The 25,245-nt window shown below is 37.7% G+C and carries 37 protein-coding genes and 2 pseudogenes; 5 read left to right on the forward strand and 34 right to left on the reverse strand.

Annotated elements, in window-relative coordinates:
- Positions 1 to 11 precede the first annotated feature (11 nt).
- From IGJ99_RS11385 to IGJ99_RS11420, 8 genes are all read right to left on the reverse strand, one after another.
- Positions 12 to 1,307, reverse strand: a complete 1,296-nt coding sequence (locus IGJ99_RS11385; RefSeq protein WP_438770835.1) for a PBSX family phage terminase large subunit — start codon at positions 1,305 to 1,307, stop codon at positions 12 to 14.
- Positions 1,282 to 2,169, reverse strand: coding sequence for a phage terminase small subunit (terS, locus tag IGJ99_RS11390; protein WP_438770836.1), 888 nt, complete (start codon positions 2,167 to 2,169; stop codon positions 1,282 to 1,284). The genes IGJ99_RS11385 and terS overlap by 26 nt, the downstream gene beginning before the upstream one ends.
- A 46-nt stretch (positions 2,170 to 2,215) precedes the next feature.
- Positions 2,216 to 2,878 (reverse strand): hypothetical protein, encoded by a 663-nt coding sequence (locus tag IGJ99_RS11395; protein ID WP_081129468.1) that lies wholly within the window; start codon positions 2,876 to 2,878, stop codon positions 2,216 to 2,218.
- 35 nt (positions 2,879 to 2,913) lie between these two features.
- Positions 2,914 to 3,120 (reverse strand): hypothetical protein, encoded by a 207-nt coding sequence (locus IGJ99_RS11400; protein WP_271526009.1) that lies wholly within the window; start codon positions 3,118 to 3,120, stop codon positions 2,914 to 2,916.
- Positions 3,121 to 3,257: 137 nt separating this feature from the next.
- Positions 3,258 to 4,529, reverse strand: a complete 1,272-nt coding sequence (locus tag IGJ99_RS11405) for a site-specific DNA-methyltransferase (RefSeq protein ID WP_438770837.1) — start codon at positions 4,527 to 4,529, stop codon at positions 3,258 to 3,260.
- The gene (locus IGJ99_RS11410; RefSeq protein ID WP_271525986.1) at positions 4,519 to 4,761 is read right to left on the reverse strand and encodes a hypothetical protein; all 243 of its coding nucleotides are present in this window, start codon (positions 4,759 to 4,761) and stop codon (positions 4,519 to 4,521) included. Before IGJ99_RS11410 ends, IGJ99_RS11405 begins: the two co-directional genes overlap by 11 nt.
- Before the next feature lie 983 nt (positions 4,762 to 5,744).
- Positions 5,745 to 5,927, reverse strand: coding sequence for a hypothetical protein (locus IGJ99_RS11415; protein WP_023520218.1), 183 nt, complete (start codon positions 5,925 to 5,927; stop codon positions 5,745 to 5,747).
- 530 nt (positions 5,928 to 6,457) lie between these two features.
- Complete coding sequence (locus IGJ99_RS11420) at positions 6,458 to 6,874, reverse strand: ArpU family phage packaging/lysis transcriptional regulator (protein ID WP_161643937.1); 417 nt, start codon at positions 6,872 to 6,874, stop codon at positions 6,458 to 6,460.
- Between the two features lie 309 nt (positions 6,875 to 7,183).
- Here IGJ99_RS11420 and IGJ99_RS11425 point away from each other — a divergent pair, with 309 nt between their 5' ends.
- Positions 7,184 to 7,435 (forward strand): hypothetical protein, encoded by a 252-nt coding sequence (locus IGJ99_RS11425; RefSeq protein WP_081367400.1) that lies wholly within the window; start codon positions 7,184 to 7,186, stop codon positions 7,433 to 7,435.
- A gap of 370 nt (positions 7,436 to 7,805) precedes the next feature.
- On the opposite strand, the gene IGJ99_RS11430 is transcribed toward IGJ99_RS11425, so the two are convergent.
- From IGJ99_RS11430 to IGJ99_RS11510, 17 genes and pseudogenes are all read right to left on the reverse strand, one after another.
- Positions 7,806 to 8,213 carry a DUF1642 domain-containing protein gene (locus tag IGJ99_RS11430; protein WP_081367399.1) on the reverse strand — a complete coding sequence of 136 codons (408 nt, stop codon included), beginning with the start codon at positions 8,211 to 8,213 and terminating at the stop codon, positions 7,806 to 7,808.
- A pseudogene (locus IGJ99_RS11435) lies at positions 8,202 to 8,660 on the reverse strand (SAM-dependent methyltransferase); the annotation flags it as partial. The gene IGJ99_RS11430 and the pseudogene IGJ99_RS11435, both read right to left, overlap by 12 nt.
- A gap of 15 nt (positions 8,661 to 8,675) precedes the next feature.
- Positions 8,676 to 8,873 (reverse strand): hypothetical protein, encoded by a 198-nt coding sequence (locus IGJ99_RS11440; RefSeq protein WP_438770838.1) that lies wholly within the window; start codon positions 8,871 to 8,873, stop codon positions 8,676 to 8,678.
- Between the two features lie 425 nt (positions 8,874 to 9,298).
- Positions 9,299 to 9,694 (reverse strand): YopX family protein, encoded by a 396-nt coding sequence (locus IGJ99_RS11445; RefSeq protein ID WP_096081721.1) that lies wholly within the window; start codon positions 9,692 to 9,694, stop codon positions 9,299 to 9,301.
- Positions 9,691 to 9,822, reverse strand: coding sequence for a hypothetical protein (locus tag IGJ99_RS11450; RefSeq protein ID WP_260653152.1), 132 nt, complete (start codon positions 9,820 to 9,822; stop codon positions 9,691 to 9,693). The genes IGJ99_RS11445 and IGJ99_RS11450 overlap by 4 nt, the downstream gene beginning before the upstream one ends.
- Positions 9,819 to 9,992 carry a hypothetical protein gene (locus IGJ99_RS11455; RefSeq protein WP_198508209.1) on the reverse strand — a complete coding sequence of 58 codons (174 nt, stop codon included), beginning with the start codon at positions 9,990 to 9,992 and terminating at the stop codon, positions 9,819 to 9,821. Before IGJ99_RS11455 ends, IGJ99_RS11450 begins: the two co-directional genes overlap by 4 nt.
- A gap of 12 nt (positions 9,993 to 10,004) precedes the next feature.
- Positions 10,005 to 10,391: a hypothetical protein gene (locus IGJ99_RS11460; protein ID WP_271525987.1), complete on the reverse strand. Its 387-nt coding sequence runs from the start codon at positions 10,389 to 10,391 to the stop codon at positions 10,005 to 10,007.
- Entirely contained in the window at positions 10,388 to 10,891 is a 504-nt protein-coding gene (locus IGJ99_RS11465) for a hypothetical protein (protein ID WP_185953858.1), read from the reverse strand. The genes IGJ99_RS11460 and IGJ99_RS11465 overlap by 4 nt, the downstream gene beginning before the upstream one ends.
- Positions 10,892 to 10,916: 25 nt before the next feature.
- Positions 10,917 to 11,198, reverse strand: coding sequence for a hypothetical protein (locus IGJ99_RS11470; protein ID WP_271525988.1), 282 nt, complete (start codon positions 11,196 to 11,198; stop codon positions 10,917 to 10,919).
- A complete protein-coding gene (locus IGJ99_RS11475) occupies positions 11,192 to 11,356 on the reverse strand; it encodes a hypothetical protein (protein WP_175401332.1) in 165 nt (54 codons plus the stop codon). The genes IGJ99_RS11470 and IGJ99_RS11475 overlap by 7 nt, the downstream gene beginning before the upstream one ends.
- Positions 11,357 to 11,858: 502 nt before the next feature.
- A pseudogene (locus IGJ99_RS11480) lies at positions 11,859 to 12,281 on the reverse strand (DNA replication protein); the annotation flags it as partial.
- 17 nt (positions 12,282 to 12,298) lie between these two features.
- Positions 12,299 to 12,796 (reverse strand): hypothetical protein, encoded by a 498-nt coding sequence (locus IGJ99_RS11485; RefSeq protein ID WP_161643697.1) that lies wholly within the window; start codon positions 12,794 to 12,796, stop codon positions 12,299 to 12,301.
- A 4-nt stretch (positions 12,797 to 12,800) separates the two neighbouring features.
- Positions 12,801 to 13,487: a putative HNHc nuclease gene (locus IGJ99_RS11490; protein ID WP_271525990.1), complete on the reverse strand. Its 687-nt coding sequence runs from the start codon at positions 13,485 to 13,487 to the stop codon at positions 12,801 to 12,803.
- Positions 13,488 to 13,492: 5 nt separating this feature from the next.
- Positions 13,493 to 14,167: a DUF1071 domain-containing protein gene (locus IGJ99_RS11495; RefSeq protein WP_178946500.1), complete on the reverse strand. Its 675-nt coding sequence runs from the start codon at positions 14,165 to 14,167 to the stop codon at positions 13,493 to 13,495.
- Entirely contained in the window at positions 14,151 to 14,501 is a 351-nt protein-coding gene (locus IGJ99_RS11500) for a hypothetical protein (RefSeq protein ID WP_271525993.1), read from the reverse strand. Before IGJ99_RS11500 ends, IGJ99_RS11495 begins: the two co-directional genes overlap by 17 nt.
- A 217-nt stretch (positions 14,502 to 14,718) precedes the next feature.
- Positions 14,719 to 14,844, reverse strand: coding sequence for a hypothetical protein (locus IGJ99_RS11505; RefSeq protein ID WP_264082993.1), 126 nt, complete (start codon positions 14,842 to 14,844; stop codon positions 14,719 to 14,721).
- A 138-nt stretch (positions 14,845 to 14,982) separates the two neighbouring features.
- On the reverse strand, positions 14,983 to 15,171 hold the full coding sequence (locus IGJ99_RS11510) for a hypothetical protein (protein ID WP_438770839.1): 189 nt from the start codon (positions 15,169 to 15,171) through the stop codon (positions 14,983 to 14,985).
- Between the two features lie 188 nt (positions 15,172 to 15,359).
- On the opposite strand from IGJ99_RS11510, the gene IGJ99_RS11515 reads away from it, so the two are divergent.
- Positions 15,360 to 15,629 carry a hypothetical protein gene (locus IGJ99_RS11515; RefSeq protein ID WP_023520241.1) on the forward strand — a complete coding sequence of 90 codons (270 nt, stop codon included), beginning with the start codon at positions 15,360 to 15,362 and terminating at the stop codon, positions 15,627 to 15,629.
- On the opposite strand, the gene IGJ99_RS11520 is transcribed toward IGJ99_RS11515, so the two are convergent.
- Genes IGJ99_RS11520 through IGJ99_RS11535 form a run of 4 tightly spaced genes read right to left on the reverse strand, consistent with a single transcriptional unit; the run spans position 15,626 to position 17,345 of the window.
- Positions 15,626 to 16,024: a hypothetical protein gene (locus IGJ99_RS11520; RefSeq protein ID WP_096081726.1), complete on the reverse strand. Its 399-nt coding sequence runs from the start codon at positions 16,022 to 16,024 to the stop codon at positions 15,626 to 15,628. The two genes, IGJ99_RS11515 and IGJ99_RS11520, sit on opposite strands and share 4 nt — an antisense overlap.
- Before the next feature lie 11 nt (positions 16,025 to 16,035).
- A complete protein-coding gene (locus IGJ99_RS11525) occupies positions 16,036 to 16,812 on the reverse strand; it encodes a phage antirepressor (RefSeq protein ID WP_096081727.1) in 777 nt (258 codons plus the stop codon).
- 17 nt (positions 16,813 to 16,829) lie between these two features.
- Entirely contained in the window at positions 16,830 to 17,138 is a 309-nt protein-coding gene (locus IGJ99_RS11530) for a DUF771 domain-containing protein (RefSeq protein WP_096081728.1), read from the reverse strand.
- 3 nt (positions 17,139 to 17,141) lie between these two features.
- Positions 17,142 to 17,345: a hypothetical protein gene (locus IGJ99_RS11535; protein WP_096081729.1), complete on the reverse strand. Its 204-nt coding sequence runs from the start codon at positions 17,343 to 17,345 to the stop codon at positions 17,142 to 17,144.
- Positions 17,346 to 17,648: 303 nt separating this feature from the next.
- Here IGJ99_RS11535 and IGJ99_RS11540 point away from each other — a divergent pair, with 303 nt between their 5' ends.
- From IGJ99_RS11540 to IGJ99_RS11550, 3 genes are all read left to right on the forward strand, one after another.
- Positions 17,649 to 17,987, forward strand: a complete 339-nt coding sequence (locus IGJ99_RS11540; protein WP_074799438.1) for a helix-turn-helix domain-containing protein — start codon at positions 17,649 to 17,651, stop codon at positions 17,985 to 17,987.
- 9 nt (positions 17,988 to 17,996) lie between these two features.
- Positions 17,997 to 18,401: an ImmA/IrrE family metallo-endopeptidase gene (locus IGJ99_RS11545; protein ID WP_096081731.1), complete on the forward strand. Its 405-nt coding sequence runs from the start codon at positions 17,997 to 17,999 to the stop codon at positions 18,399 to 18,401.
- A gap of 279 nt (positions 18,402 to 18,680) precedes the next feature.
- The gene (locus IGJ99_RS11550; protein ID WP_438770840.1) at positions 18,681 to 19,853 is read left to right on the forward strand and encodes a tyrosine-type recombinase/integrase; all 1,173 of its coding nucleotides are present in this window, start codon (positions 18,681 to 18,683) and stop codon (positions 19,851 to 19,853) included.
- Positions 19,854 to 19,938: 85 nt separating this feature from the next.
- Here the strand turns inward: IGJ99_RS11550 and sufB are convergent, their stop codons facing one another.
- The 5 genes from sufB to sufC are packed head-to-tail and all read right to left on the reverse strand — an operon-like array spanning position 19,939 to position 25,101.
- The gene (gene sufB / locus IGJ99_RS11555) at positions 19,939 to 21,330 is read right to left on the reverse strand and encodes a Fe-S cluster assembly protein SufB (RefSeq protein ID WP_062804755.1); all 1,392 of its coding nucleotides are present in this window, start codon (positions 21,328 to 21,330) and stop codon (positions 19,939 to 19,941) included.
- Positions 21,331 to 21,334: 4 nt separating this feature from the next.
- Complete coding sequence (gene sufU, locus IGJ99_RS11560) at positions 21,335 to 21,805, reverse strand: Fe-S cluster assembly sulfur transfer protein SufU (RefSeq protein WP_010734639.1); 471 nt, start codon at positions 21,803 to 21,805, stop codon at positions 21,335 to 21,337.
- Positions 21,792 to 23,027 (reverse strand): cysteine desulfurase, encoded by a 1,236-nt coding sequence (locus tag IGJ99_RS11565; protein ID WP_438770841.1) that lies wholly within the window; start codon positions 23,025 to 23,027, stop codon positions 21,792 to 21,794. The genes sufU and IGJ99_RS11565 overlap by 14 nt, the downstream gene beginning before the upstream one ends.
- On the reverse strand, positions 23,024 to 24,313 hold the full coding sequence (gene sufD / locus IGJ99_RS11570; protein WP_438770842.1) for a Fe-S cluster assembly protein SufD: 1,290 nt from the start codon (positions 24,311 to 24,313) through the stop codon (positions 23,024 to 23,026). The genes IGJ99_RS11565 and sufD overlap by 4 nt, the downstream gene beginning before the upstream one ends.
- Positions 24,314 to 24,327: 14 nt before the next feature.
- Positions 24,328 to 25,101: a Fe-S cluster assembly ATPase SufC gene (gene sufC, locus IGJ99_RS11575; protein WP_010734636.1), complete on the reverse strand. Its 774-nt coding sequence runs from the start codon at positions 25,099 to 25,101 to the stop codon at positions 24,328 to 24,330.
- Between the last annotated feature and the right edge of the window lie 144 nt (positions 25,102 to 25,245).

Here is a 25,245-nt window from a genome sequence, read left to right on the forward strand (position 1 = left end):
ATCACCTCCTACTAAAGAACATAGCGTTTCGTAAAGTAATTAATCGCATAACGACATTCGTCTAATGCATGGTTGTTTTTATCCACTGGGTAGCCAGAATCATTCCGAACGTACATTCCTAATTCTTTGATGAAATGATAGTGACCATACTTGCCATCATGATCGTAAAGAAAAAAGCGTCCTTTTGAAAAGGCGCTTTGCGTTCGTTCAATCCCTACTTCAATTTTAGTGCCATTGCTGGTTACTTTGTCTTTTGAGTTGTTATCTGCTTTTGTTGTGACGATTCCTAACACACGTAATTCCTCACTCAATGACTTACAGGCTGGATCGACAAAGAATTTTGAAGGTTTAGGCAGCCATGACCACTCTTTATAACACCATTCTTTAAACTGCTTAATTTCCTTGGCATACTCACTCATCGCTTTCGTGACACCCGTGTCGGCACCACTATGGTAGAAGTTAGCCATTCGATAGAGATAATACTTTCCGTCTTTCCATGTAACGAGATTTAAGGAACAGGTAGTTGCATCACTTTGTCCGCCGTCTGCACTAAAGAATGCTTCTACAGGCTTGCCGATGATTTCCTTCGACAGATGAGTATCTTCGTTAAACATTGAATAGATCACACCTTCAGGCATCACACGGTCACCTAGCCAATCTCGTTTGTAAAGATACTCGGAGACTTTACATTCCGCTTCCCATTCTTTTAAAGCTTGTTTCGTTAAAATAGGATTATCTTGTGGTCGCCAATGACGAAACTTAAAAGACCCAGTTTCTATAAAGGGTTTAAGCGTTTCTAGGTTCGGATGATTTGGTGCTGGTGGATTCTGTTCAGCGAGGTGATAACGAAAGCTAGAAGCTTTAGTCCGACGAAAAGCCTCTTCTATGACAGCTTTGTTAAGCAGGTTGAATTCTAAAAAAGTGACCGTTCCAAATGACATCCCAGTGATGGCGCCAACAGCGTTCACCTTACCTCCGCCTTTATAATAGATCCTCTTTTCTCCTGAAGGAAGATTTATCCATAGGTGATCTCCGTGCTCATCATGTCTTATTTCAGCGCAGCTGGCAAAGATATGTTCGAGTCCAAATCCTTCGCAATCCATAAACATTCGATAAGCTTGTTCTTGGTTATAAGCGAGTACAAGATGATTGGTATCAGGATGGCCAGCGTAGATCAGCGCCATCTTTTGTGCATCTGACATCGTTTTTCCCGAACGAATCGTTCCCTCGTTCAATTCCATCCGAATTCCCTTGAGCGATTGGAAAATATTCTCTTGTTGCTTAGTCGATAGTCTCAACCGGCTCATCTGCATCACTCTCCTCATCTTTCTTTATTGGGCCAATAAGCGATTGACCGATATCGATAAGGCCCTGTACTTTATTTTGCTCACCTTGTTTCAGAATAAGTTTAGAGACTTTATGTTCGAGAATATCCGCTTCAAAGGCTAGCTTCCGTTTCTGCTCTTCCATTAATACAACTCTTCCTCCTAATAGAGATAATTCATTTAGTTGTTTAATCGATTTTGTCAACTGGTTACTAATCCGAGTTAGCGAATCTTCAATTGAAAGAATATCATCAATTTTACGGTATACTTTTCTACTTACTTGGATATCTTGCATTGCTTCACGTTTGATTTCTAGCTTTTTGCCATCTTTTTCTATGGGAGTTTTTATTTTTCTTAGCTGTTGTAGTCGCTCAACTTCTTCCTCATTTAGCCCTTCTTCGGCTTTTTTGATTCTTTTCATCATTCGTAGCTGCCGAATCTTCAGTAACCGTATTTCTTCAGACAAAACAAAAGAAGGATCATCATCTAAACTTGAATAGATGTCCTTCTCATCATCACTTAACGTATTAAAAAATATTGTTTCGTACTCGCCAGTTTTCAAAGCGTTCTTATTGCCTACTGGCGGTGATGCTCGGCTATTACCTTTATTTCCCTTTGCATTCTGATTACCAAAAGGAGCGCCTCCTTGATTAGTAACGTTACCTTTCACATTGGTAACATTACCTTTCAATTCAGCGCTCCATTTATCTAGTGATTTCCATTTTCTAACTTGTGAATCTGAAACATTTAATTCTGATGCAATTTCCCTTAATTGCTTTTCTCCGTTGGATTCCAACCAAATTCTTTTGGCTTCATCACGTCTTGGATCACGTTTTCTTGCCATTCAATACACACCACCTCACATTCTGTTTAGGTTGAGTTTTGTTTTTCTAATCTCCTTTTTTTGCTCTATCCCATTCAGTTTTTAGATATTCACGAAAAATATTACGTATACTAGTAATTGAATTATCAATCAAACCTCTCATTTCACTAGCGTAAGTTTTATCAGTTTTTGGCAAATGCAAATTGTAGAAACCTGGTCTCGCTTCTCTTGCCTCTATATCTTTTATAATATCTACAGAATCTGATAACTCTTTCTCAATAGCCTTATGCTCGTCTTTTTTGCTGAAATGAAGTAATATTTTTTCTGCAGTTAAAATAGATTCTTGTATACAAATCATTAATTCCTCTTCTTTTTTTAATTGTTTTATTTTTAACTCCTTTTGTCTATTAATATAAGTTGGTTCTTGATTCATTTTCTTCTCTAAACCACTTAATTCCTCTTCAATATCTTGCATTCTGCTAACCAATATTTTAATATCGAACAGATAAGATAAATATTTACTAACTAAGTTTCGTACCTCGGTTATCCATTCTATTCTTGCTTTTGCTTTTAAATTAGCATCTATTTGTTGCTGAGCAATTTCTTTTTGAATTTTACTATTTTTACTTGAACTTCTATAAGCTAAACATGCAGCTATAAAACTAGCTAAAGTTGCTAAACTTGACCACATAAAATTACCATTATGATCAAATAAGATATTTAAAACCATCTTATGTCCTCCAATATTTTTAGTTTAATTATCCTCTAACTATCAATATCTTTCAACATGAGATCAGCTTCAATTAATATCTTTAAATCGGAAACTTTATCTAACTTGATTTGTCCTGATTGGAGATTTTTCAACCATTTCCCCAAAGCGACACGAATGATCTTTTTATATTCATCAATAGACTCTGCTTTCTCCATCGCTTTTTCAATCTCATAATCTAAATCAAAGTTTTCGTTTTCCATTGTGTAAGCACCCCGCATTTGTTAGAATGCTAAAAGACACAGAACTGTCTAGAAAGCACGCGCGTGTGGTTTCTGTGTCTTCGGGGGCTTACGGTCCTTGTTGAAGTAGTCGAGTGTTAGCGCACTCGGCTTCTTTTTTATTCTGAAACTAAAATTGCTTCGTTGCCTGTTGCTCGTTCCCATCTCTCAATAATTACATCACAAAATAGAGGATCTAATTCGAGAGTATAACAAACACGATCTAACTGGTCACAGGTCATTAATGTGCTACCAGACCCGCCAAACAAATCTAAAACGATATCCTGTCTTTTAGAACTATTTTTTACTGGTATAGCAATTAATGATAGTGGCTTTTGTGTCGGGTGATAATATGCATTCACATCATCTTTGGGAACTCTCCAAATGGTTGCTGGTAAATCTTCTAGTAAGTCGTCTTGCCAAACCGTTGTCTGTTTCCTATCTCCGTACCACGTAGGTGCATATCTTTCCTTATATGCATAAAAAACTGGTTCATGTTGCCAACGATACTGACTCCAACCAAACGTTGCATTGTTTTTAACCCAAATACACTGTGAACGAACTACAATACCTGCAGCATTCATGCTATTTTCAAATTCTCGTTGATAAGAAGATCCATGAAAGACATAAATTGCTGAGTTATCTTCCATAGAATCAGCATAGTTTTGGAATACAGACATTAAAAATTGATCAAACTCTTCATCACTCATATCGTCATTCATAATTTTATCTCGACCAGATTCGTTTAATTCTTTATTATCAGATTTCACCGCTACATTATATGGTGGGTCAGTGACAACTAAATTTGCCTTTTTACCTTGTAGCAATCTTTCGACGTCGCTCGCTTTCGTAGCATCGCCACATAATAAATAATGCTTACCCAGCTTCCATAGTTGACCATATTTAGTTCTAGGATCAGAATGATTTTCTATAAATTCATTCACTTCGAATCCATCTTCTATTACAGGCTTTTCGGTATCTTCTTTATACTCAAACGCAGTAAGTAATTCTTCTACTTCTTCCGATTCAAACCCTGTTAAAACAATGGTTTCATTTTCTAATTCTTTCAACAAAACAGAAAGCTTTTCATCATCCCAACGACCAGTAATCTTATTGAGAGCCACATTAAGAGCTTTTTCCTTATCAAGTGGTAAATCAACGACAGATGCCTCTATCTCTTCGCATAGGCCCAAATCTTTAGCCACAGCAACCCGTTGATGACCGCCTACGAGATTTCCTGTTCGTTTGTTAAAAATAGGTGGATCAACAAAGCCGAATTCCAAAATGGACTGTTTTAACTTCTCGTATTCGGCCATACCAGGTTCTAACTTAATTCTTGGATTATAATCAGCAGGCTTTAAGTCCTGTAACTTCATTACTTCAATTTGCATTTGTATCCCTCGAATTCTTGTTAATATTTTCTTCAATATGTGATTCATTAAAGTAGCCATATCCACAGTATCGAAGATTATATTTGTCAATTTCTTTCGGTGTCGCTTCTCTGCTCATTTCTACAATGGAGTATTTCTTTTTGATCTGAACTGACTGGACGACTCTAACTAGATCACCTTCATTCGGCTGTGGATACCTATTAGATAGTGATACGTACCAGTAGTTTCTCATCACGTGGCCTTCTCTCTATCTGAGATCAAATCATTGTAAAGAGCAGTAGCTCGTTCCTTTCCAACACGTAATCTACGTTGAATAGTTCCAATCGTAAATACTTGACCTTGACCAACTTCTTCAAAGCCCTTCTTTAATTGTTTCATTTCCTCAAAATCTTTATCAGTGTATTATTTCATGAGTTCATTCCTCCTTAAGACAAAATAAAAAAGACCTCTCAACGAACGATCTTATGTAACTACACAGAGAAGTGTGTTTGATTTTCTTATAAATGGGCAATAATGATTTCACTAGACATTAATGCTCGTTTTTTGTAAACTGTTTTTTACTATAGTCATTTGCCTATACTAGCGGAAACTAGTATAGGCTTTTTTGATATAATTTGATTATTGGCCTCTGACGCATCTTGGATTAGCGTGTAATCTTTCTCCAAATTATTTGCCTCGTTTTCATAATTCCCTCCTAAGATATTGGTAGCAAGACTCTGTAACATCCAAGTTTATCTCATACATTCTAAGTGACAGACTTGTGTAAACAGTCCTCCCTAGACAATACACTTTGATCAAATGTTGTAAAAAAATGTAGCTTGTATTGCTTACGAGTCTTTACCTTGTCCCTTCTAATCATTCATCTGATTTAACTTTTTCATGACTTTTTATCCTTTCGCTGTATAATAGAGTAAAAAAGAGAGGTAAGTAAAATGCCTTACTATGTGATCAAAAAGAAAAAGTTAAAAATATCGAATAATCGATTCGTCATTCACGAATGCACTTGCCATCGTATTAAACAAAAAGATGAAATCACTGCTATCGGGTATCATACAGAACATAATGATGCTCTTCTCTCTATTAGCTTAAAAAGACCCTCAGACGAATTTTTATTTTGTAGCTTTTGTTGCAAAACTCGAATTATAAGTAAATAGGCCCTACAATCTGCCAGATTTGATACCGGCAAATTTTTTTCTCAAAACAAAAAGCTATCCTTTATAGGACAGCTTCTCTAATATCTTTTAACTTAACTACAGCTACCTTATTGCTGTCGTCCACTAACTCGACGACTGCTGTTCTTTCTAAAATATTACGAATTTTGATTTTATAAAGTTCTTTTTCTCCGACTACTTTAGCCATGTAGATGCCATCTTTTTTCAATTCACTAGTTTCTAACATAAATCGTTTCACCTCTGAGAACATTTTCCATACAGGATAAACAATTTTTGATAATTAGTAAAGCATGTTCATATTGTAGATACAAACAAATCCAACAACCTTACACAAGCCTGACAACCGCTTCTCTTCCCTACCACAGCCTCAGTTGCTATTGTTATGGGTCAGATACTTATTACACTGACCAGTGTTAAATAAGTCCTCCCAAAGGCACTGGAGTGGGATTGCACTACACACAAGAACCTACTAGGTTCTCACGAGGTTATTCACATTGACCGTTGCGTCTCCTACTTCCGCCACAGCGACATAATAAGAATAGACAGCAACATATGAACTATCCGCAGGAGCTTAACCCCACATCCTTTAGTTTATTTGCTGCTGTCTATCGACGCTTAATTGTGGAACAATAACAAACGATGTTTCTATTATTTTTATTTTGTCGAAATCCTGTTTCCTAATCTATCGACAATATCATATTAACACGCTTTTTCGTCCAAAAACCCTACAATATCCCTACAAAAACCCTACAAAAATTACCGATACTTGATTAATGAACCTTTTTTATATGCTTCGGCAAATTCTATCAATGCATTGGATTTTAGCTTTTCTACGTTTTTCTCTCCATACCCCTGTATTAGTTGACCTATTTCATAATTGGAGTGCTTATTAACATCACAGAAACTATAATAGAGTATTTGACGACTGATAAGACTCAAACTCATCAAGGCTACTAAAATCGCATCTCTTTCTGCTTCTAGGTCCATCATTTGAATAAGCGCATCTTCTGTTTTGTTGCCGTGTTTTGGTGAACTAGGCATGTCAGTTATAATCGGCGACTTAATATCTATCAATGAACGACCTGCCATCCGCTCCAACCGTCGGAAGTTTTTCAACACATCTCTCGCATTACATCTTGTCTGCCTAAAGTCTACATCTCTTAGTAATTGCATTAAGTCAAAGCACTCCTTTTTGTGATATAATAAACTTGTCGGATTTATTAGATCAGTCGGAGCGATCCGGCTTTTTTTATACCTATGATTATGCTAAGCTTTTCAAGTAGCGAGGTTACGCTCGTTACCCATATACATGTTGAGCTGTCTGGCGGAAAACAGATGGCTCACTATTTCAATATTCTGCTAAGGACAGCCAGTGGTCGGCTGTCTTTTTTATATTTTAATGAGAAACTTTACTTATATTTTTATCTTTATAACGAAAAATGCTACTATCTAATGATAATAAACCGTATAGGAGATGGTCGAGTGACTATGTGGAGCATGCTGTTATTTTGGATTCCCGTTTGTATTGGTGTTGTCGCGTTTTGTTACTTTGTCAAACACTCTAGAACAAATAAGCTCCTCATGTTATCTTTTTTACCTATAGTATTTTTTATTGTACAAATTGTTAAACATACCTATATTGAATCGCAAGAAATATTCATTTTTTATGTGGTAGGTTTATTTATCTCTGTGGTCTTTTTCATAATGATACTTTCCTATTTTTATAGAAAATAAATTTTTCTCTTAGAAGTACATTCTTTCGCTGTTTATATAGTCTTCATATCCACTAATCGAGCAACTGCAATATTCGCTTTGCTCTTTGCCAGTCCTCTATAAAATTTGTTACTTTCTCAAATTTCATTGTTGATCCGTCTTTATTCCATATAATTAAGCTTTTAGCGTTTTCCATCTTGACACTCCTATTCCAATTGTTAAAAATTTTTGTGCTACTTGCCTCTAGACAAGTAACTTTTTATTCGTTTGGTTTCTTCATCGAAAAACTTTTGCAACCATTTATTAAGTATTCTTAAATGGAATTTCATTACGAGAAAGGAAACAAAAAAAGAAGTTATTGTAGAGACTAAAATGACTATTATCAATCCCCTCATCCTTCCACCTCTTTCACTGGCACAGCAAATGGCCAGAAGCGTTCGTCATTCCCTTTGATTTCCTTTTCAGTAAAAGTTGGAATATGTGCTTTGTTATTTGTATAATCAGCGTTTCCTTCTTCATCTAAAAAAGTATATTTCCATCCACCTTTATTTTCACTCAATATCACATAATACATCGGCTCTTTCTCGACCTCGTAGCCATCTTTCATGCGAATGAGTGTTTCGATTGGATTTTTTTTCGAATTGGCAAACCATTGATGAAATTCATTACGATATTCTTTGCAAATCTCCATCGCTCTAACACATTCGTAGAATATTGGAATTTCTAAATTATCCTTTGCATCCTCAAACCACTTAGCTACAAACTCAGGCAACACTGGCTTTTGCTGTTCCTCCTTCATAAAAACTAACCAGTGAGTTTGACTCCTTTTATTTCCAAACAAAGGGCTATATGGTTCAACTGCTTTCAACACGTCTTTGAGTTTTACCTGGTTCTCATTCCATTTGAAAATCAATGTTCCACTAGGTTTCAAGACTCGCATACACTCTGACATACCTTGTTTTATATCTTCTGGCCAGTTCTCTTTATCTAACTGTCCGTATTGACCTTTCATAATCGAATTCTGGCCAGCCCATTTTAAATGTGGCGGATCAAATACAACTAAATCGTAAACATTATTTTCAAAAGGCATGTCCCTAAAATCAGCTACAACATCTGGTTTCACATTTATTTTCTTTCCGTGGATCTCGTACTCTTCTTCTCGTATATCCATATACGTTGCAAAACTACAATCTTTATCGAACCAGAACAAACGACTACCACAGCATGCATCTAATATTTTCGGCATTCATTCCACTTCCTTTTAAATGCTTCTCTCTTCTCCGCCTTCTAAATAAATGATCCCAGATTTCTTATTAAGGCTTACGCATCTGATTTCTTGATTAGAACCTCTTTCGTAGTCAGCATCTTGATAACTCTTTTCGTAATAATCCACGGTTGAGACTAAGACTTCCGCTTCTGGGTTAAGTTGTAGAATTGGTATTAATTGTTTTGCTTTCATTTACTGTTCTCCTTCATAAAAACTAACCAATGTGTTTTTGTTCACTTGCTTGAATATATCTGAGTTTCAATCTTATTATTCGTCTCTAAATCTCTAACGTGTTAGCGTTAATTTGTGGGGGATTTAGGGGGTGGCTCATTTGTTTATAACTGCAAAAGTTATCTTTTGGGTGATAGTTATTCTTTTCGTCCTAGTTATTTGTAGATTTGCAAAATGTAATGCTCAATGTTACACAATGTTTCTTTTTGCATGTCCGATTTTTTATTTTATAATTAAAATATTTAACTATGGACTTGATCAATCGTTATCTGTTTTTATTAGATATTTGATTGGCCTATTTCTCGCAGTTGTTACTTTTATCGCATATCTAATCTATCGCTTTAAAAAGTAACAACTAAACCAGTCTTTATGGCTGGTTTCTTAGTCTATTGCTTCAATATTTCACTATTCTCGTACATATTTCCGATGACCCTTACATAAGGCTTTAGCCTAGCTAATAATAAATCTCCGGCACACCATGTTAAGTCGTGTTGATTCCATCCAACTACATAATTGCCTTCGATTTCTATTCCTGCACCACTATCTTCTTTTCTTTGAAATGGATGATTTTCGACCGCTACAATATCCCCAGCAAAAATCTCCACACCGTTCTTATCTTTCAGTCCTGTGGATTGCATGAGTATGGTATCGACTTCAAAGCTGTACCAATCACCTCTACCGTTTTCTATGGATAAATAGCCTATATTATCGCTAAAATCTATTAATTCAACTTCATGCATTGACTTGTTTTTCTTATCCCATGCTCGAAACTTCGGTGTCATTTGCTGTCCTCCATACTCTCAAAAATAACAATAGCCTTTTCTATGCCTTTTCGTTCTTCGCCAGTAGCGCATGCGTATAGATAGCTTCTTAATCGACGAATGGCTGTACTGATCGATATTCGTTTCATTTGCTGTCCCCTTTCTGTAACTTACCATAAATGGAACATCTACGACGAATTGCTTTTACTCTGCGTTCATTTTCGAGCGTAGGTTGTATTTTATATGCTCTTTTTGCACCCTTTAGCTGATTTCGAGCACCTCTTAATGCATCTGAATATAATTCTTTTGGTGCATCCATTTATTGTCCCTCCTACTTATTTTCTGTCATGGTGAAAGGTACAATGCTCTCAGGCATATAGTTGACTTCATATTTGTATTGGTTCACTTCAGCGCCAGCGAGATCTTCTATCACGTACATATTGAACTGCGTCATATTGATTAAATGCTTTTTGTAAACTCCTTCTTCCGTTTCGACTAGTATCTCAAGCTTTTCAGAATTACTAGTGTTTACCGAGATTCTTCCAATAACCTCAAATTCTACTGTGTTAGATAATGTGTTCATAACAGCGACACGACGAATTACATTGAAGTTATCTGCTTCTGGGCTTACGTTATGAGACACTTTCGTAGCTTGACGACATGCCGATAAACTAAAAACCATACCTATAGTCACAATTAACATTATTAGTTTTTTCATTTTTCTTCCTCCAAGTATTTGAATGTTCGTTTCTTAACGTCTGTCGTTTCCCTTTTTGCATACGTATATATCGTGCTTGGCTTCAATCCTAGCTCCCGACCGATATCTTCACATAATCCCTGAACTAAGATTTTTCCATCGTGATATACGGCGATTCTTTTCCTTTTTTGATTTCTTTTTATATACTGATTTTTTTCTTTATCTGGAATATTTTGTTCACGCCACTTGGCCCAAACCGAACCACCAACGCCAAGTGCTTCTTTAATGGCTTTGACAGTGTAACCAGTTTTTCGTAGTCTCTTATAATCTTCATAGGTGAATGTTTCAAAATTCATCTTTTGCAGAGGGTGTGAGTCGTCCATTGTGTCATAATCAATGAAGCCTCGTATCACCTGAACCTTCTTAAGCTCTTCGTCTGTTAGATCCTCAACGGATCGACCTCTCATTATCTGCATCATCTTTTTTCGATATAAACGTTTTTCTTGCTTAGATAAACTCATTTGATCCTCCTTCGATTGTGCATACCTATTCAAACTGTCTGGTGATACGCTCAAGCGCCTTTTTATACTCGATAATACTTTTTATCACGTGACCTTCTCTCAGCACGTAGTCACGCTGTATGGCTCTTAAACACATAGTCAGTGTTTGATAGTAACCAATAAAGGAAGTCGATTCTTCCTGCTCACCTTTAGTATTTTCGGTATATTGGATCTTTTCAGACTCATCACGTACGACACGTGAGAGAACAATATTTTTGCAATCGCTTGTAGTTGCGATCCGATAGTCCTCTATTCGCATATCTAACATTCATTCTGCGCCTCCTTTAATATTTTTAGTACGTGTGCTAGTGCGCTCTCACGTCCCGTATGGAACGCATTGAGCCACTCATCGTCATAAGCTAAACTTCGTCTTAACTCTTCGACACGCATCATTTCAAGTTGTGCAATAAAGTGGTTAACAGTCATCTTCTTTTTCCTCTTGAGCTTTCTGTGCCAAATATGCTTTGAAACGTGCATCGATTTCTGCTTTTTGTTGTGGATCAAGTTCTTTTTCTTCTTGAGGCTTATCAACCCAATCAGGAAGCTTCTCTCGTCTTATATTCTTTTGATAGCCAGATTTAGGTTGCTTATTTTTTTCTTTCTCTGATTTAATTTGAAATTTAAGCTTCTCAAACTGTTCCCGTAGCTTCTTAGCGCTTCTTATATTTCCAAACCAAAACTCATTTGTTGGCAACCAGTCGATCACATACTCAATAGCTTCGATACTTAATTTGTCTTGTTTTTCCATTAGCCTAATTATGTCAGCCCATTTGCTTATATCGACTTTATCCATTTCCTTCGGGAAATCATTGGTCAAATTATTTTGTAACTTTTGAGAAAGACGTAAGTGTTCGTCAGAATACTTACAAGGTGTTACATCTTTTATCTTTTTACTATCCTTACCTAACCTAACCTTACCTAACCTAACCTGTGTCTCCAAACTGTATCCATCGTGTATACATGATGGATACACATCTTCGGAAGGTTGTTCCGTAGAGGTTTCAGAAGGTTCTGATAAGTTTTCAACAAAGGTATAAGCATTCGTTTCTTTGACAGCTATCTGGGCTTTTTCATCTTGATATAAAGTAGGCTTATATCTGTCTTTTTGAATATAGTTGTGTATTTTCCAATGCTTAATTACGATCACGCCACTCTCGAAAACTAAGATGAATCTTTTTGCCATAAGCAGTTTTAAATCATCATCGCCACAACCAACCATACGTTGAATTTTTTTAGGATTATTGATAAATCCGTCGTCATCTGCACGCATTGATAGATGAAAATATAATGCCTGTGTTGATAAAGGCATATCTAGAAATGCATCAGAATCAATAATCGTCTTTGCGAACATTCTTCTTTCAGCCATTCTTATCCCCCTATTGATGCAAAAGGGACACTCCAAAAATAATCTTCATATTCTTTACCAAGATCTTTAGTTATTTCCCCTTTGATAATTTCAATTTCTTGTGTAAACTCCATGCCTCTTTCAAATGCAAAGATTTTAATATCTAATTGATGTTTCTTAGACATTTCTAAAAAGCCACTAGGCTCAACTGACCAAGCTTGCTTGAAGCCGGTAATTTCAACATTTCCAATCTCATTTTCCAAATAAAATTGTATTTCTGTAGATTCTATAAAAGCTCTTCGAGTATTCTTAATATAAAAACCGTCCTTGCAACTCATCGAAAATTCCCATTCATCCCTTTTGATCGAAACTTCATGTTGCCCTTGTTTTAAAATCGCATTTCCTTCTTCATTTTTTTCGAAAATCGGATATACATTTCCTGTCACATATTCTTTTAAACAGTTGATCACATTCTCTTGAGTTCCTCTGATTTTTAGTGTACCTTCAGCCCAGTTTGGCATGTGCCTAGCCTCCAATTTTTAGTCGTTTAATCGTTTCTTCGTTCAATTTAATACCGATGACTTGATACTTGTTCTTAAAATTAGTTACACCGATTTGATGTTTTTCTGTGTGGTGTATTCTGCAAAGTCCTGCGTAAGTGTATTCTGAATGATCAATTTTCTTACGTTTCCGTCTACCCAACGCTTTATCGAAGTGATCAATATCCGCTCCTGTTCTTCCACAGATACAACAGACTCTTTTGGTAATACATTTGTAGAAGTAGTATTCTTGATTCGCTGGTAAAATCTCATAACCTTCTTTGAATGGAATATGATGTTCAAAGATGAAATCTAAGATGATATTTGCTAGGATGTTTGCGTCACTTACGGTTGTATCCGATTCGTCCTTGAGGCTTATTTTTCGCCCTGTGACACCTTCAAAACGAGAGTAGAAGAATTCCTTCCAGAAATCTGTTGGCGTGCCTGTATCAATGAAGATATCGCCTATGAGCGCATAGATGAAGTTTCTTTGCTGGGCTGTGAAGCGACGTGGATCGATGAAACGTACTTCAATGATCCGATCACCTTCATAGCCTTCGTACATCGTTTTAAGTCGTTCAATGTTTACTTCTTCGTTGATTGTTGCGGCAATGTCTTTTCCTTTGAACTTTCTAAGAACTGCTGAATAGGAATCGATTAATGAATTAAACACTTATTTCACTTCTTCTTACTTAATTCATTTCGTTTTTTAGCGATTGCTCTTTCCATCAATCCGCATTGTTCATAAGTTAAATCCTCAAGAGCATTTACTTTCTCAGCAATTAGATTCCGTTTAACAGTCTGTTCGTTAACAAATTCGATTAATGTAGGCACCATGTCTTCGCCCATTTCTCCATTAAAGTTATTAATTATTTCTTCAAGCATATTCAATTTTTTTGTATCAATTTTTGGTGGAGCTGGAATATCTTCCCCTTGATAAACGTGTAATCCTAACCCATGGAGAGCTAAAGCTTTAACAAAACAACGCTTAACCGAGTTATTAATCTGACTTGCATCCGGTTTAGCAATTGGCTTATTGTTGTAATCTGTCACCGGGAAAAGTTCTGTCTCAGTCCTGCCTCTTAGCGTGACAGACACAGATACATAAGTTCCTGTTTCATCTGTCAAATAAGGTTTGTACTCTTCAACCAGAAAGTCTTGGTGCGTTCCTGAAACTACTCTGTAATGTTTATACTCGTTTATGGTTACTGTTGCCTCTGGATCGTCCTTTTTCATCATCTCCCACGCTCGTGCCCATGACAGATAATCAAACTTGCCCTTCTTCTTTAGAGACTTATTGAGTTTTCTACTAAATAGCTTTTCAAAATTTGTAGTTTCATTCGTTTCGCTCATCGAATACCGCCTCCAGATCAGCAATGTATTTTTTCCCTTGCCCGTAGTATGAGATATCGATCAAATTTCCTCTCTCATACTCTTCTAGCGCATCAATCAAGCCATCTTCGATAACGTAGATATATTCTGGTTTATTTGAATGTTTTGATAGATGGATAAGATAGATATGATCCCAAAGACTCACAAAGTTACCCAGATCATCTTGATCACATGCTAGTTCTTCATCCGTCAAAAGATTTCGTCTAATTTTTCGGTTATTTGTTTCTTTAATATTCATTTGTCCCCAATCGGGGTCAGTCAAATATTGATCTAGAGTGGAAAGTTCTTTTTTCATGTGTTAACATCTCCTTAGATGTATTTTCTTTAGTGACTCGATGCTTGCCGGCTGAGTCACTTTTTTTGTATTTTTTCTCCACACTTTGGACAATATGGTCCATCCCATGGATGACACTGTTGTAGTAACTTATTGTTAAGGCGTAATGTATGACGACAATCCGGACAATAAAAAACATGTCTATAAAATAGATACTCTTTTATTTTTTGTCTTAGTTTCATTTGATCTCCTGCCATTTCTTTTGTTTATTGATCACCTGTTGACTTAAGAAAGTTGACTTATTGTCATACCACCATCGATCAGCAATCACCTTTCCTTTTTTCAAAGCTTCTTTTCGTTTCATATGTTCTCCTTTCCTTGGAATCTAATAGGTTCATCAAAACCATTAAACTTGCGAAAATACTCCCTCCCACTACGCTGTAGTGTGCTACTAGTACGAGTAAACCTAAAATGACTCCGATAAAAAGCGTGTCTGTCTTTTTCATAGTCTTATCTCCCTATTTTTAATTTCTAACTTGCGTAAATCTTCAAGCTCATTCGCAATCAGCTCTGCTTGTCTATCTGAAAGCTCATCGGCTTTTCTGAGTACTGCACGATCATCCTGTAATTCTTTTCTACGTAGCCTTATAAGATTGAGAATTTGGTGTTCTTGTTGTACTGTGTATGCCATCAAATTACCTCCTATATATCCGTATTCAGTGTCGAAAATTCGCAATTCTATCTACGACATCAAATTTGATTCCTCCTCATCCCTGCTTGTGCAGGTTCTCGTTATTGTTGTGCCTATGAGATTCTTCTTTTTGGTATAATTTAATTATCAGCACTGCAATGCTGAAATAATCGAAAGGAGAATACTAATTGAAAAAATATATAATAAGCTTTCGTTATCTTGAAGTCGCTGACCCAGAGCTAGCTATCAAGATTCGCGCAAAGATTGAGTCTTTGTCACCCGATACATGGATTCACGTTTTGGAAAATCAATTGTTAGTTCAATCTGAAAAAAATATTGAAGAAATATACTCGTATCTATCATCAGAGCTAAAAAATGTACGACTTTCAATTGCACAATTTGATAAGATTTTCATAAACGATGGTTTTATGAGTGAACTTGAATCCCGTAACTACTAGAATCTCGCTCGCCTAACATAATCTTCGTACAGAGCGATGTATTCTTTTTTTGAAATTGGCGGCCTTTCAAAAGTCATTCCTGAAAAAATAGATGACTGTTCATCAGAATCTGTTACTTTTTCAACATTCAATTCATGATGCTCCTTACTGCCTCTAATAGTAGGTAGCGTTTTTACTATTTCTTCTGCAAACTCTAGCTTTTCAACTAATTCCTTTGCATCTTTCAATTGCTCTATGGTTAATTGGATTTTTTCACTAGTTAGGCAAACAACAGCATCATCCTCGTTTATGACAGTTGAACCCAAATCTCTTGCAGCATTTAGAAACATCTCAGCGCCTTCCATCATCGTTTCCCACACTTGCCATTTTTTCTCTAATTTTTTATTGATTTTCATTCTGTTACCTCCTATGCGAGTTGTTTTTGTTCGATTAAAGGAAGTATTCCGTTATCCTTCAAAAGTTGATAGATAAAAATATGACCTTGTTGTGTCCACTTAGTACTAGGTTTCAAATTCTCGCTACCTTGTACTGGGATCATCTCGGTATGTGTGTAGCCCTTGTCTTGGTGTTTGCGATAAAGTAACCAAGCATTACCTTGACGGTACTGAACACCTAAATCATGCAATAGATTGTTCATCTTGGTTGCGCTCATGCCGTAATTTTTAGCTATGATACTGATTGTCATAAGGCTTTTGTTTTTTAAAATGTTGTCATAGTACTCCGCTTTGGGTTGTAACTCATTTACCCGTTGTTCAGCGACTAATCGTAAAGCACGTTCCTCTTTAAGTTTGGTTGCTACTCCGATAAGTAAATCTGGGTTATTTAGCAACTCATCTGTTGCATAAATACCGTGTTTACGGATTGCTGGTAGGACTTCGCTTGTCACCCAGCGTTTGAACTTTTTTGCTGACGGCAAGTTGCTACCAAAAATCAAATCATAAACTCCACTTTCGTTTATTAAAGTTGGATACTGGTTCCTTCCTAATTTATCTTTAAAAGATGGGGTGGTGTTTTGGCACCCTATGATTTTGTCTTCATTTTCAACGTGTTGTTTTAAAGCGTTATTCGAATCTTTAAACCCTAACGCTGTTGCAACATCTTTCCCTACAAAGTATGGTTCATCATTTGCTAAAACCGTTCGAACCTCGTTTTGTTCGAAATTAAAAATTTGTGGTTGATTCATTGTGTTGCCTCCATTCTCTAATAATCTGGTAAATCATCAAATAATCGTTTTAAAAACGGGCGGATATTCTCGGCATCGAAAAGCCATTTACCATCTGTGTCTTTTTTAGCTAACTTGTTTTTCCGAACATATGGGTCATCGACGATGTACTCCATTATCCATGCTCGTTTACGACGAGTAATTTTTTCCATGTCAGCAATAGTTAAAAACTGTGGTCGTAGATAATGCTCAAACAGTTCTCTAAGGTATGCGTCTGCATATTCTTTCCAGTACGCGTCATCAACCTGAATATCCACCGTCACTGACTGTCTTTGTTGCTGAAACATAGATTACGCCCCCTTTACTATTGCAATCTGTAAATCGTTGGCGATTGTACGTTTGTATGCCTGGGCTTTAGGGCCTTTTTGAACACCCTCTACAATTTGCTTGGCGTATGTCGGTGAAGTTCCGATTAATTCTCCTAGGTATTTCCAGGTTTTATCTTGACGTTTCATTTGAATCAGGACCATTTCATGAAAATCTTCAATGACCATAACGTCACCTCATTTCTCATATATTTAAGCTAGGAATATAGCTAGAAATTAAACTAATCGTTGACATTTAACTAATAAATATATTAGTATATAGGTATAGCTAAATAAGACTTTAAAAAGCCATAAATCAATATTTCTAAGTTTGCCGACCTCGAAAATTTGAATTTTATTGGTTCTCTTTAGTTTTGTTTCTAGCTAAATAACTAGCTTATGAATGAAGTATACTAACATTTTCATTAGTTGTCAACTAATAACTAATGAAAATATTAGTTATATTCTATCTGAGCTTTAAAGGTGATTAAAATGGAAATTTTAGTGGAACGGATTAAGCAGCTCTGCAAATCTAGAAGTATTAGTGTCTCAGTACTTGAAAACAAAGTAGGCCTCCCGACAAACACGATTTATCAATGGAAAAAAAGAGTACCTGGAACAGATAAGTTAAAAAAAATAGCAGATTATTTCGACACATCAATTGATTACTTACTAGGACGCACAGACAACCCTAATTCGACACAGGAGCGTGTGCCTGACGACTTAGACAAGATGCTCGACAACGCTATGACTTTTGGTGGTAAACCACTAACCGAGATAGATAGAGCGGCAATTCGCGCTTATATAGAAGGTAGACAAAGTTCGAAGTGAGGTGAGTGTATGCAGTTATTAGAAACGGTACTTAATGAATGTGGCGTAGGTATTGCTTATGTTGAAATGGAATCAGATGGCTGCTATATCGAAGAAGAGCATATTATCTTCGTTAACTGCAGCCTCTCGCAAGAAGACAGAAGAAAAACAATTTATCATGAAATAAAGCATGTTGTAGATCACAAAGAATTTATTGAGCTCTACAAGATATTTTATTTCAGAACTAAAATGGAATATGAAGCTGATCGCTTTATGATTGAGAATTTACTCTACGATTTTTTATCTGAATGTCATATCGATCCATATCAAATAAACATTTTTTCATTTATGGACTACTATGAACTAGATTACAATTGCGAATCTACTATCAGAAATCTTATTTTAGAAATGGTAAGAAACGAAGTTGCAGTTTAATTATTATTTTTTTGCCTGGAAAACGAACATACATTCTTGAAAAGGGATTCATTATGTCCGAAAAAAATTTGACTATACCAAACGGTTTTTTACTACAGAATGAAGCAAAATTTAATATTGACATGGATAACTACTTAAATTTAATACTAACAAATGATGTTTTGTCTCAAATAGAAATATCCGAAGGAGATATTGCGTTAGTAAAAAAACAACAGGCTTTCAAGATAGAGAGTTAGCCGTGTTAGAGTCCTAGAATGTCTAAGAAAGGTGTTGATTATCATGGCTAGTATCAAGCAACAAGAAAACGGAAAGTGGCGTTTTCGTATTCGATATAAAGATAACGGAAAATTTAGAGAAGTTTCGAAAAGTGGGTTTAGAACAAAGAGAGATGCACAAGCTGCGGCAAATGAACTTGAAAGACAATATAATAACGGTGTTCAGATTGGAGCTAATAACATATTAATGGCCGACTATTTGGAGGATTGGCTCGAAGTTTACAAAAAACCAAATATCAAACAATCAACTTATCTTAGGTTAGAACGTTCCATAAGACTTCATATATTACCTACGTTTGGAATGATGAGTTTAAAGGAAATAACCCGTACAGATATTGTTAAGTGGTTAAATGACCTAGATACCACAAAGCAACAAACAAGAAACACAATTCGATCAAATCTAAATGTGTTACACGATGCATTAGAGACTGCAGTATATGAACTCAACTATCTTGAAAAAAATGTTGCTAAAAAAATAAAACTCCCAACCACTAAAGAAGAACAGAAATTGAAATTCTATTCTAAAAATGAGCTTGCTCAAATGTTAGAATACTTATCCTCTTATAAATTAGGTAAATACGCTCATTCCATTCAATATTACGTCTTATTCTACCTGTTAGCGAGTACTGGTCTCCGATTAGGCGAAGCTTTAGCGTTAGAGTGGTTAGATATTGACGGAGATAAATTAACAGTAAACAAATCACTATCTTACGATGATCATAACAATTCAATAATTACGCCACCTAAATCAAAAACAAGTATTCGTACGATCAAAATTGATGATCGTCTTGTTCATCTGCTAAAGAAACATAAAATAAACAAGAATGAATGTATTTTGAGGTATCGATCGTACGATAGCCCAATAAATGAATCTATGGTATTTTCTAACGAAAACGGCAACTATTTGCGCCATTCAGTTGTTAGAGAATTTTTCTATAAAACATGTGAACGTGCGAATGTCCCTGTACTTTCCCCTCATGCTTTGCGGCATAGCCATGCAGTTCATTTACTAGAATCTGGGGCAAACATAAAGTATGTCAGTACTCGACTTGGGCACAGCACTATAAGTGTGACTGCTGACATTTATATGCACATTACAGAAAAAATCGAAGATGATTCTTTAAAACTCTACCAAAACTATATGAACGAAAAAGGAGCACTCAAAGAGCACTCCTAAATTTTTTTATTATTTTTGTGGCAAATTTGTGGCAAATGTCAATCACTCACCCCATGAAAAGCTTGAAATCATTGGTAATTTAACCTTAACCAACGCTGCCTTCCATCTCATAACTAATCAACCGGTTCAACTCTACCGCATATTCCATCGGTAGTTCTTTTGTGAATGGTTCGACGAAGCCCATGACGATCATTTCTGTGGCTTCGGATTCGGTCAAGCCGCGGCTCATGAGGTAGTAGAGTTGTTCTTCTGAGATTTTGGAGACTTTTGCTTCGTGTTCCAACGAGACTTGGCTGTTGTGGATCTCGTTGAATGGGATGGTATCAGATTTGGACCATTCGTCCATGATGATGGTATCACATTCAATATGAGAGATCGAGCCGGCACTGTCTTTTGCAAAGGTGACTTGGCCTCGGTAGTTTACTTCGCCGCCGTCTTTTGAAATTGATTTTGAGACGATCGAGCTTGAAGTGTTTGGTGCGTTGTGGATCATTTTTGCGCCTGTGTCTTGGATTTGGTTGGCTCCGGCAAATGCAATGGATAGCATGGTGCCTCGTGCGCCTCGTCCGTCTAAGTAGACACTTGGGTATTTCATGGTTGTTTTGGCTCCTAAGTTGCCGTCGATCCATTCAACGGTCGCGCCTTCGTAGGCTTTTGCTCGTTTAGTTACGAGGTTATAGACGTTGTCGGACCAGTTTTGGATCGTTGTATAGCGGCAGTAGCCGTCTTTACGGGTAAAGATTTCCACGATGGCTGCGTGTAGGCTGTTGCTTGAATAGGTTGGTGCAGTACAGCCTTCGACATAGTGGATGCTGGCGCCTTCGTCCACGATGATCAACGTACGTTCGAATTGGCCGGTGTTTTCGGCGTTGATTCGGAAGTAGGTTTGTAATGGGACATCGACTTTGACGCCTTTTGGTACATAGATAAACGTACCTCCAGACCAAACGGCTGAGTTTAGTGCGGCTAGTTTATTATCTGTTGGTGGCACGAGTTTTGAAAAGTATTCTTTGAATAGTTCAGGATACTCTTTCAATGCAGAATCTGTGTCGGTAAAGACGATGCCGAGTTTTTCGAATTCGTCTTTCATATTGTGGTATACGACTTCTGATTCGTATTGGGCTGAAGCGCCGGCTAAATAAGCACGTTCGGCTTCTGGAATACCGATTCGTTCAAAGGTTTCTTTGATTTTTTCTGGTACGTCATCCCAATCGCGAGCAGGTCGGTCACTTGGTTTTTGGTAATATTTGATGGCATTGAAATCAATGTCAGATAAGTCTGGTCCCCAGTCTTGCATAGGCATTTTGTTGAATGCTTCCAGAGATTTCAAACGAAACTCCAACATCCATTCTGGTTCTTCTTTGATTCGTGACATTTCTCGAACGACTTCTTCGGTCAAGCCTTCTCCTGTACTAAAAACGGGTTCCACATCGTCGTGGAAGCCAAATTTATATTCTTCTAATTCTGGTACGCCCATTTGCTCACTCCTTTTCCTTGTGCTCATGATGGACGGTTGCAGTACCGTCTTCTTCCATTGCTTTGCCTAGTGCTTTCCAGGCAAGTGTTGCGCATTTGATACGCGCGGGGAATTTTGCGACACCACTTAACATGGCAGCGTCCCCTAGTGATTCAAGCTCTGCGACTTCTTTTCCTTGGACCAGTAGTAAAAAGTCGTCTGTCAATTGCTCTGCTTCTGCAATTGTTTTGCCGATGACAGCATCGGTCATCATTGAGGCACTGGCTGTGCTGATGGAGCAACCACTGCCGTCAAAGGCGATATTATTGATTTTGCCGTCTTTGATCTCGACTTGTAATTCAATGACATCCCCACAGGTGGGATTGTTCATTTCAATCTTATTCGTTGATTCCGTCAACGTGCCACGATGATGTGGATGGGATGAATGGTCCAAGATCACGTGACGGTAAAGATTGTCTAATTTAGATAGGGCCATGTTGGAAAAACTCCTTTGTTGCGAGAATTGCTTGGACGAAACGATCGGCATCTGCTTTTGTGTTATACATGTAAAAGCTGGCACGAGCTGTCGCAGCAACCCCTAGATACTTCAATAATGGTTGGGCACAATGATGACCGGCACGAACGGCGACGCCTTCCATATCAAGAGCAGTCGCTACATCATGGGGATGTAGGTTCTCTAAGTTAAAGGAAATCACACCTGTACGTTGGGTCGGGTCTTTTGGTCCATAGATCGTCAAGCCTTCGATTGCTTGCAGTTTTGGTAAGACATAACCAACAAGTTCTTCTTCATATTGATGAATGCCTGCTAGACCAATCGATTCAAGATAATCGATGGCAGCGCCAAGTGCGATCACACCGGCGATGTTTGGTGTGCCTGCTTCAAATTTCCAGGGAAGTTCTTTCCATGTGCTGTCTTGTAGGCCAACAAAGTCGATCATTTCTCCACCGAATTCAACGGGTTCCATTTGTTCCAACCATTTCCGTTTTCCATATAATACACCTGTTCCGGTCGTTGCGCACATCTTATGTCCGCTAAAGGCAAAGAAGTCACAGTCTAAAGATTGGACATCGATTTTGATGTGTGGGGCAGATTGTGCACCGTCCACCACCAAAATTCCGCCTTTTTCATGAACGATCGTCGCCAACTCTTGGATCGGATTGATGACACCTAATACATTAGAGGCATGGGCAACCGACACGATCTTGGTTTTTTCTGTAATGATCGAAGTGGCATGATCTAAATCAAGAAAGCCTTCTTCGGTCAATTCGATGTATTTCAAAGTAGCGCCAGTTCGTTTTGCCAACTGTTGCCAAGGGATGATGTTGGAATGATGCTCCATATAAGAGATCACGATTTCATCACCGGCTTTGACAAAGACATCGCCATAGCTTTGTGCTACCCAATTCAAGCTTGTGGTCGTTCCACGAGTGAAAAGGATCTCGGCGGTCTCTTGAGCATTTAAAAAACGACGAACTTTTTCTCTGGCAGCTTCATAATCATGGGTTGCTCGCTCAGCTAATGTATGCACACCTCGATGGACGTTGGCATTGTTTGCGGAATAATAATGCGTCATAGTCGCTAACACTTGTTTGGGTTTTTGCGTAGTCGCTGCATTGTCTAAATACACCAGGGGTTCGTCATTGACTTCCTGAAATAAGATCGGGAAATCTTGACGGATACGTTCTGGAGAAATCATACATTTAACTTCCCTTCAATAACTGCCACTAGTTCTTTGCGCACCGCTTCAACTGGGATCGCAGTTAAGACAGACCCTAAGAAGCCACGAATGACTAAACGTTCTGCTTCTTCTTTTCGTAAGCCTCGACTCATCAAATAATACATTTCTTCCGGATCGACACGTCCAACACTTGCGGCATGTCCTGCTGTAACTTCGTGTTCATCGATCAAGAGGATCGGATTGGCATCGCCTCTGGCTTTATCTGAAAGCATCAAGACACGGCTTTCTTGTTGGGCATCGGCACCTTTGGCTTTTTTCAAGATGTGTCCAATACCGTTGAATGTCAACGTACCACGTTCGCGGATCACACCATGTTGCAAGATATGTCCAATCGTATGTGGGGCTTTATTTGTCACCCGGGTATCGATTCCTTGCGTTTGTTTTCCTGAACTGATTGCCACGATCTTGACTTCCGCATGTCCGCCTTCACCGACAAGATCTGAATCAAAATCAGCGACGATATTCCCATCGTTCATCACTCCGATTGCCCAGTCCACAAAAGCATCCCGTAAGATATGTCCACGACGGTTCATATATGCTGTGACATTTTCGCCTAATTGATCGACTGCTGCATATTTGACTTTGGCACCGGCTTTGGCGATGACTTCAACAATGATATTCCCAGAGACTTTTTGTAATTCTTCTCCAGTTGTGTGGAATCGTTCCAAGTAAGAGAATTCACTGTGTTCATCTGCGACGATCAAGACGTGTTTAAAGAAGTGTTGCGAAAATGCGCCTTCTTGAATAAACAGGGATTCGATCGGTTCTTTAATGACTACGTTTTTTGGTACATATAAGAACAAGCCACTATTCATGAATGCCGCATGAAGCGCAGTCAATTGGTCTTCGTCCATTTCAACCGCTTTCGTCATGTAATATTCTTGGACTAATTCAGGGTATTCTTGCATTGCCGTAAATAGATCTGTAAAGATCACTCCTTGTTCTGCAAGGTCTGCGGATAATTGCTCAAAGACAGTCAAGGTACCTTGTTGCACGACTAATGGATTGTCTTTCATCGCATCAAATGCCGCAACATTTCCAGATTCAGGTGTCTGATCATTCAACTCATTGATTGAAAACAATGGCCAACGGTGGAATTTCACACGTTCGATATGGGGCAATGGTAGTTCATCTGCTTTTTTCAGCGCCTCTTGACGAAGCGTCGTCATCCATTCCGGTTCACCTTTACTGAATGAAAAATCTGTAACAGCGTCAAGATGATCGAGCCATTTAATGTCTTTCATAGATGTGCTCCTCCTTACGCTTCTTCTTCTTTGTAGTCGATTCCTAATTCTTTACTGATGCCAGCATATCCTTCGGCTTCTAGGCGTTTTGCTAGATCTGCACTACCAGTCATCACGACACGACCTTCCATCATGATGTGGACGACGTCAGGTGTGATGTAGTTTAACAAGCGTTGGTAATGAGTGATGATCAAGGCACCAAAGCTGTCGCCACGCATTTCGTTCACGCCTTTTGCCACGACTTTCAGTGCATCGATATCTAAACCAGAATCGATTTCATCTAAAATCGCAAACGTTGGTTCTAACATCAAGAGTTGTAAGATCTCGTTACGTTTTTTCTCTCCACCAGAAAAGCCTTCGTTCAAATAACGTTCAGCCATTTCTTCTGGCATGTTCAAAAGTGCCATCTTTTCATCTAACTTTTTCAAGAATGACATGACAGAAATCTTGTCATCTTCCGGACGTGTCGCATTGATCGCTGCACGCATAAATTCGGCATTTGTGATTCCTGGAATCTCACTTGGGTATTGCATGGCTAAAAACAGACCTAAACGTGCACGTTCATCTACTTCTAGCTCTAACACATTTTGCCCATCAAAAAGGATTTCTCCTTCAGTTACTTCGTAATTCGGATTTCCCATAATTGCAGCAGACAAGGTCGATTTACCTGTTCCGTTTGGTCCCATGATGGCATGGATTTCCCCTGTTTTCATTGTTAAATTCACGCCTTTAAGGATTTTCTTGTCCTCAATCGACACATGTAGGTTTTTTATTTCTAAGACAGACATGTAGTTCCCCTCCATATTCTGATTCGTTCTCACTTATTTTAGACTAATTGAGAATGAAGCGCAACGCCCCGACCAGTTAAAAATGTCATAATTTTGATTTATTGCAAATAAAACATCATTTTCAATTGATAATCTTTATAAACT

Source organism: Enterococcus sp. AZ095b, assembly GCF_051714725.1.
Taxonomy (GTDB): Bacteria; Bacillota; Bacilli; order Lactobacillales; family Enterococcaceae; genus Enterococcus_B; species Enterococcus_B pernyi.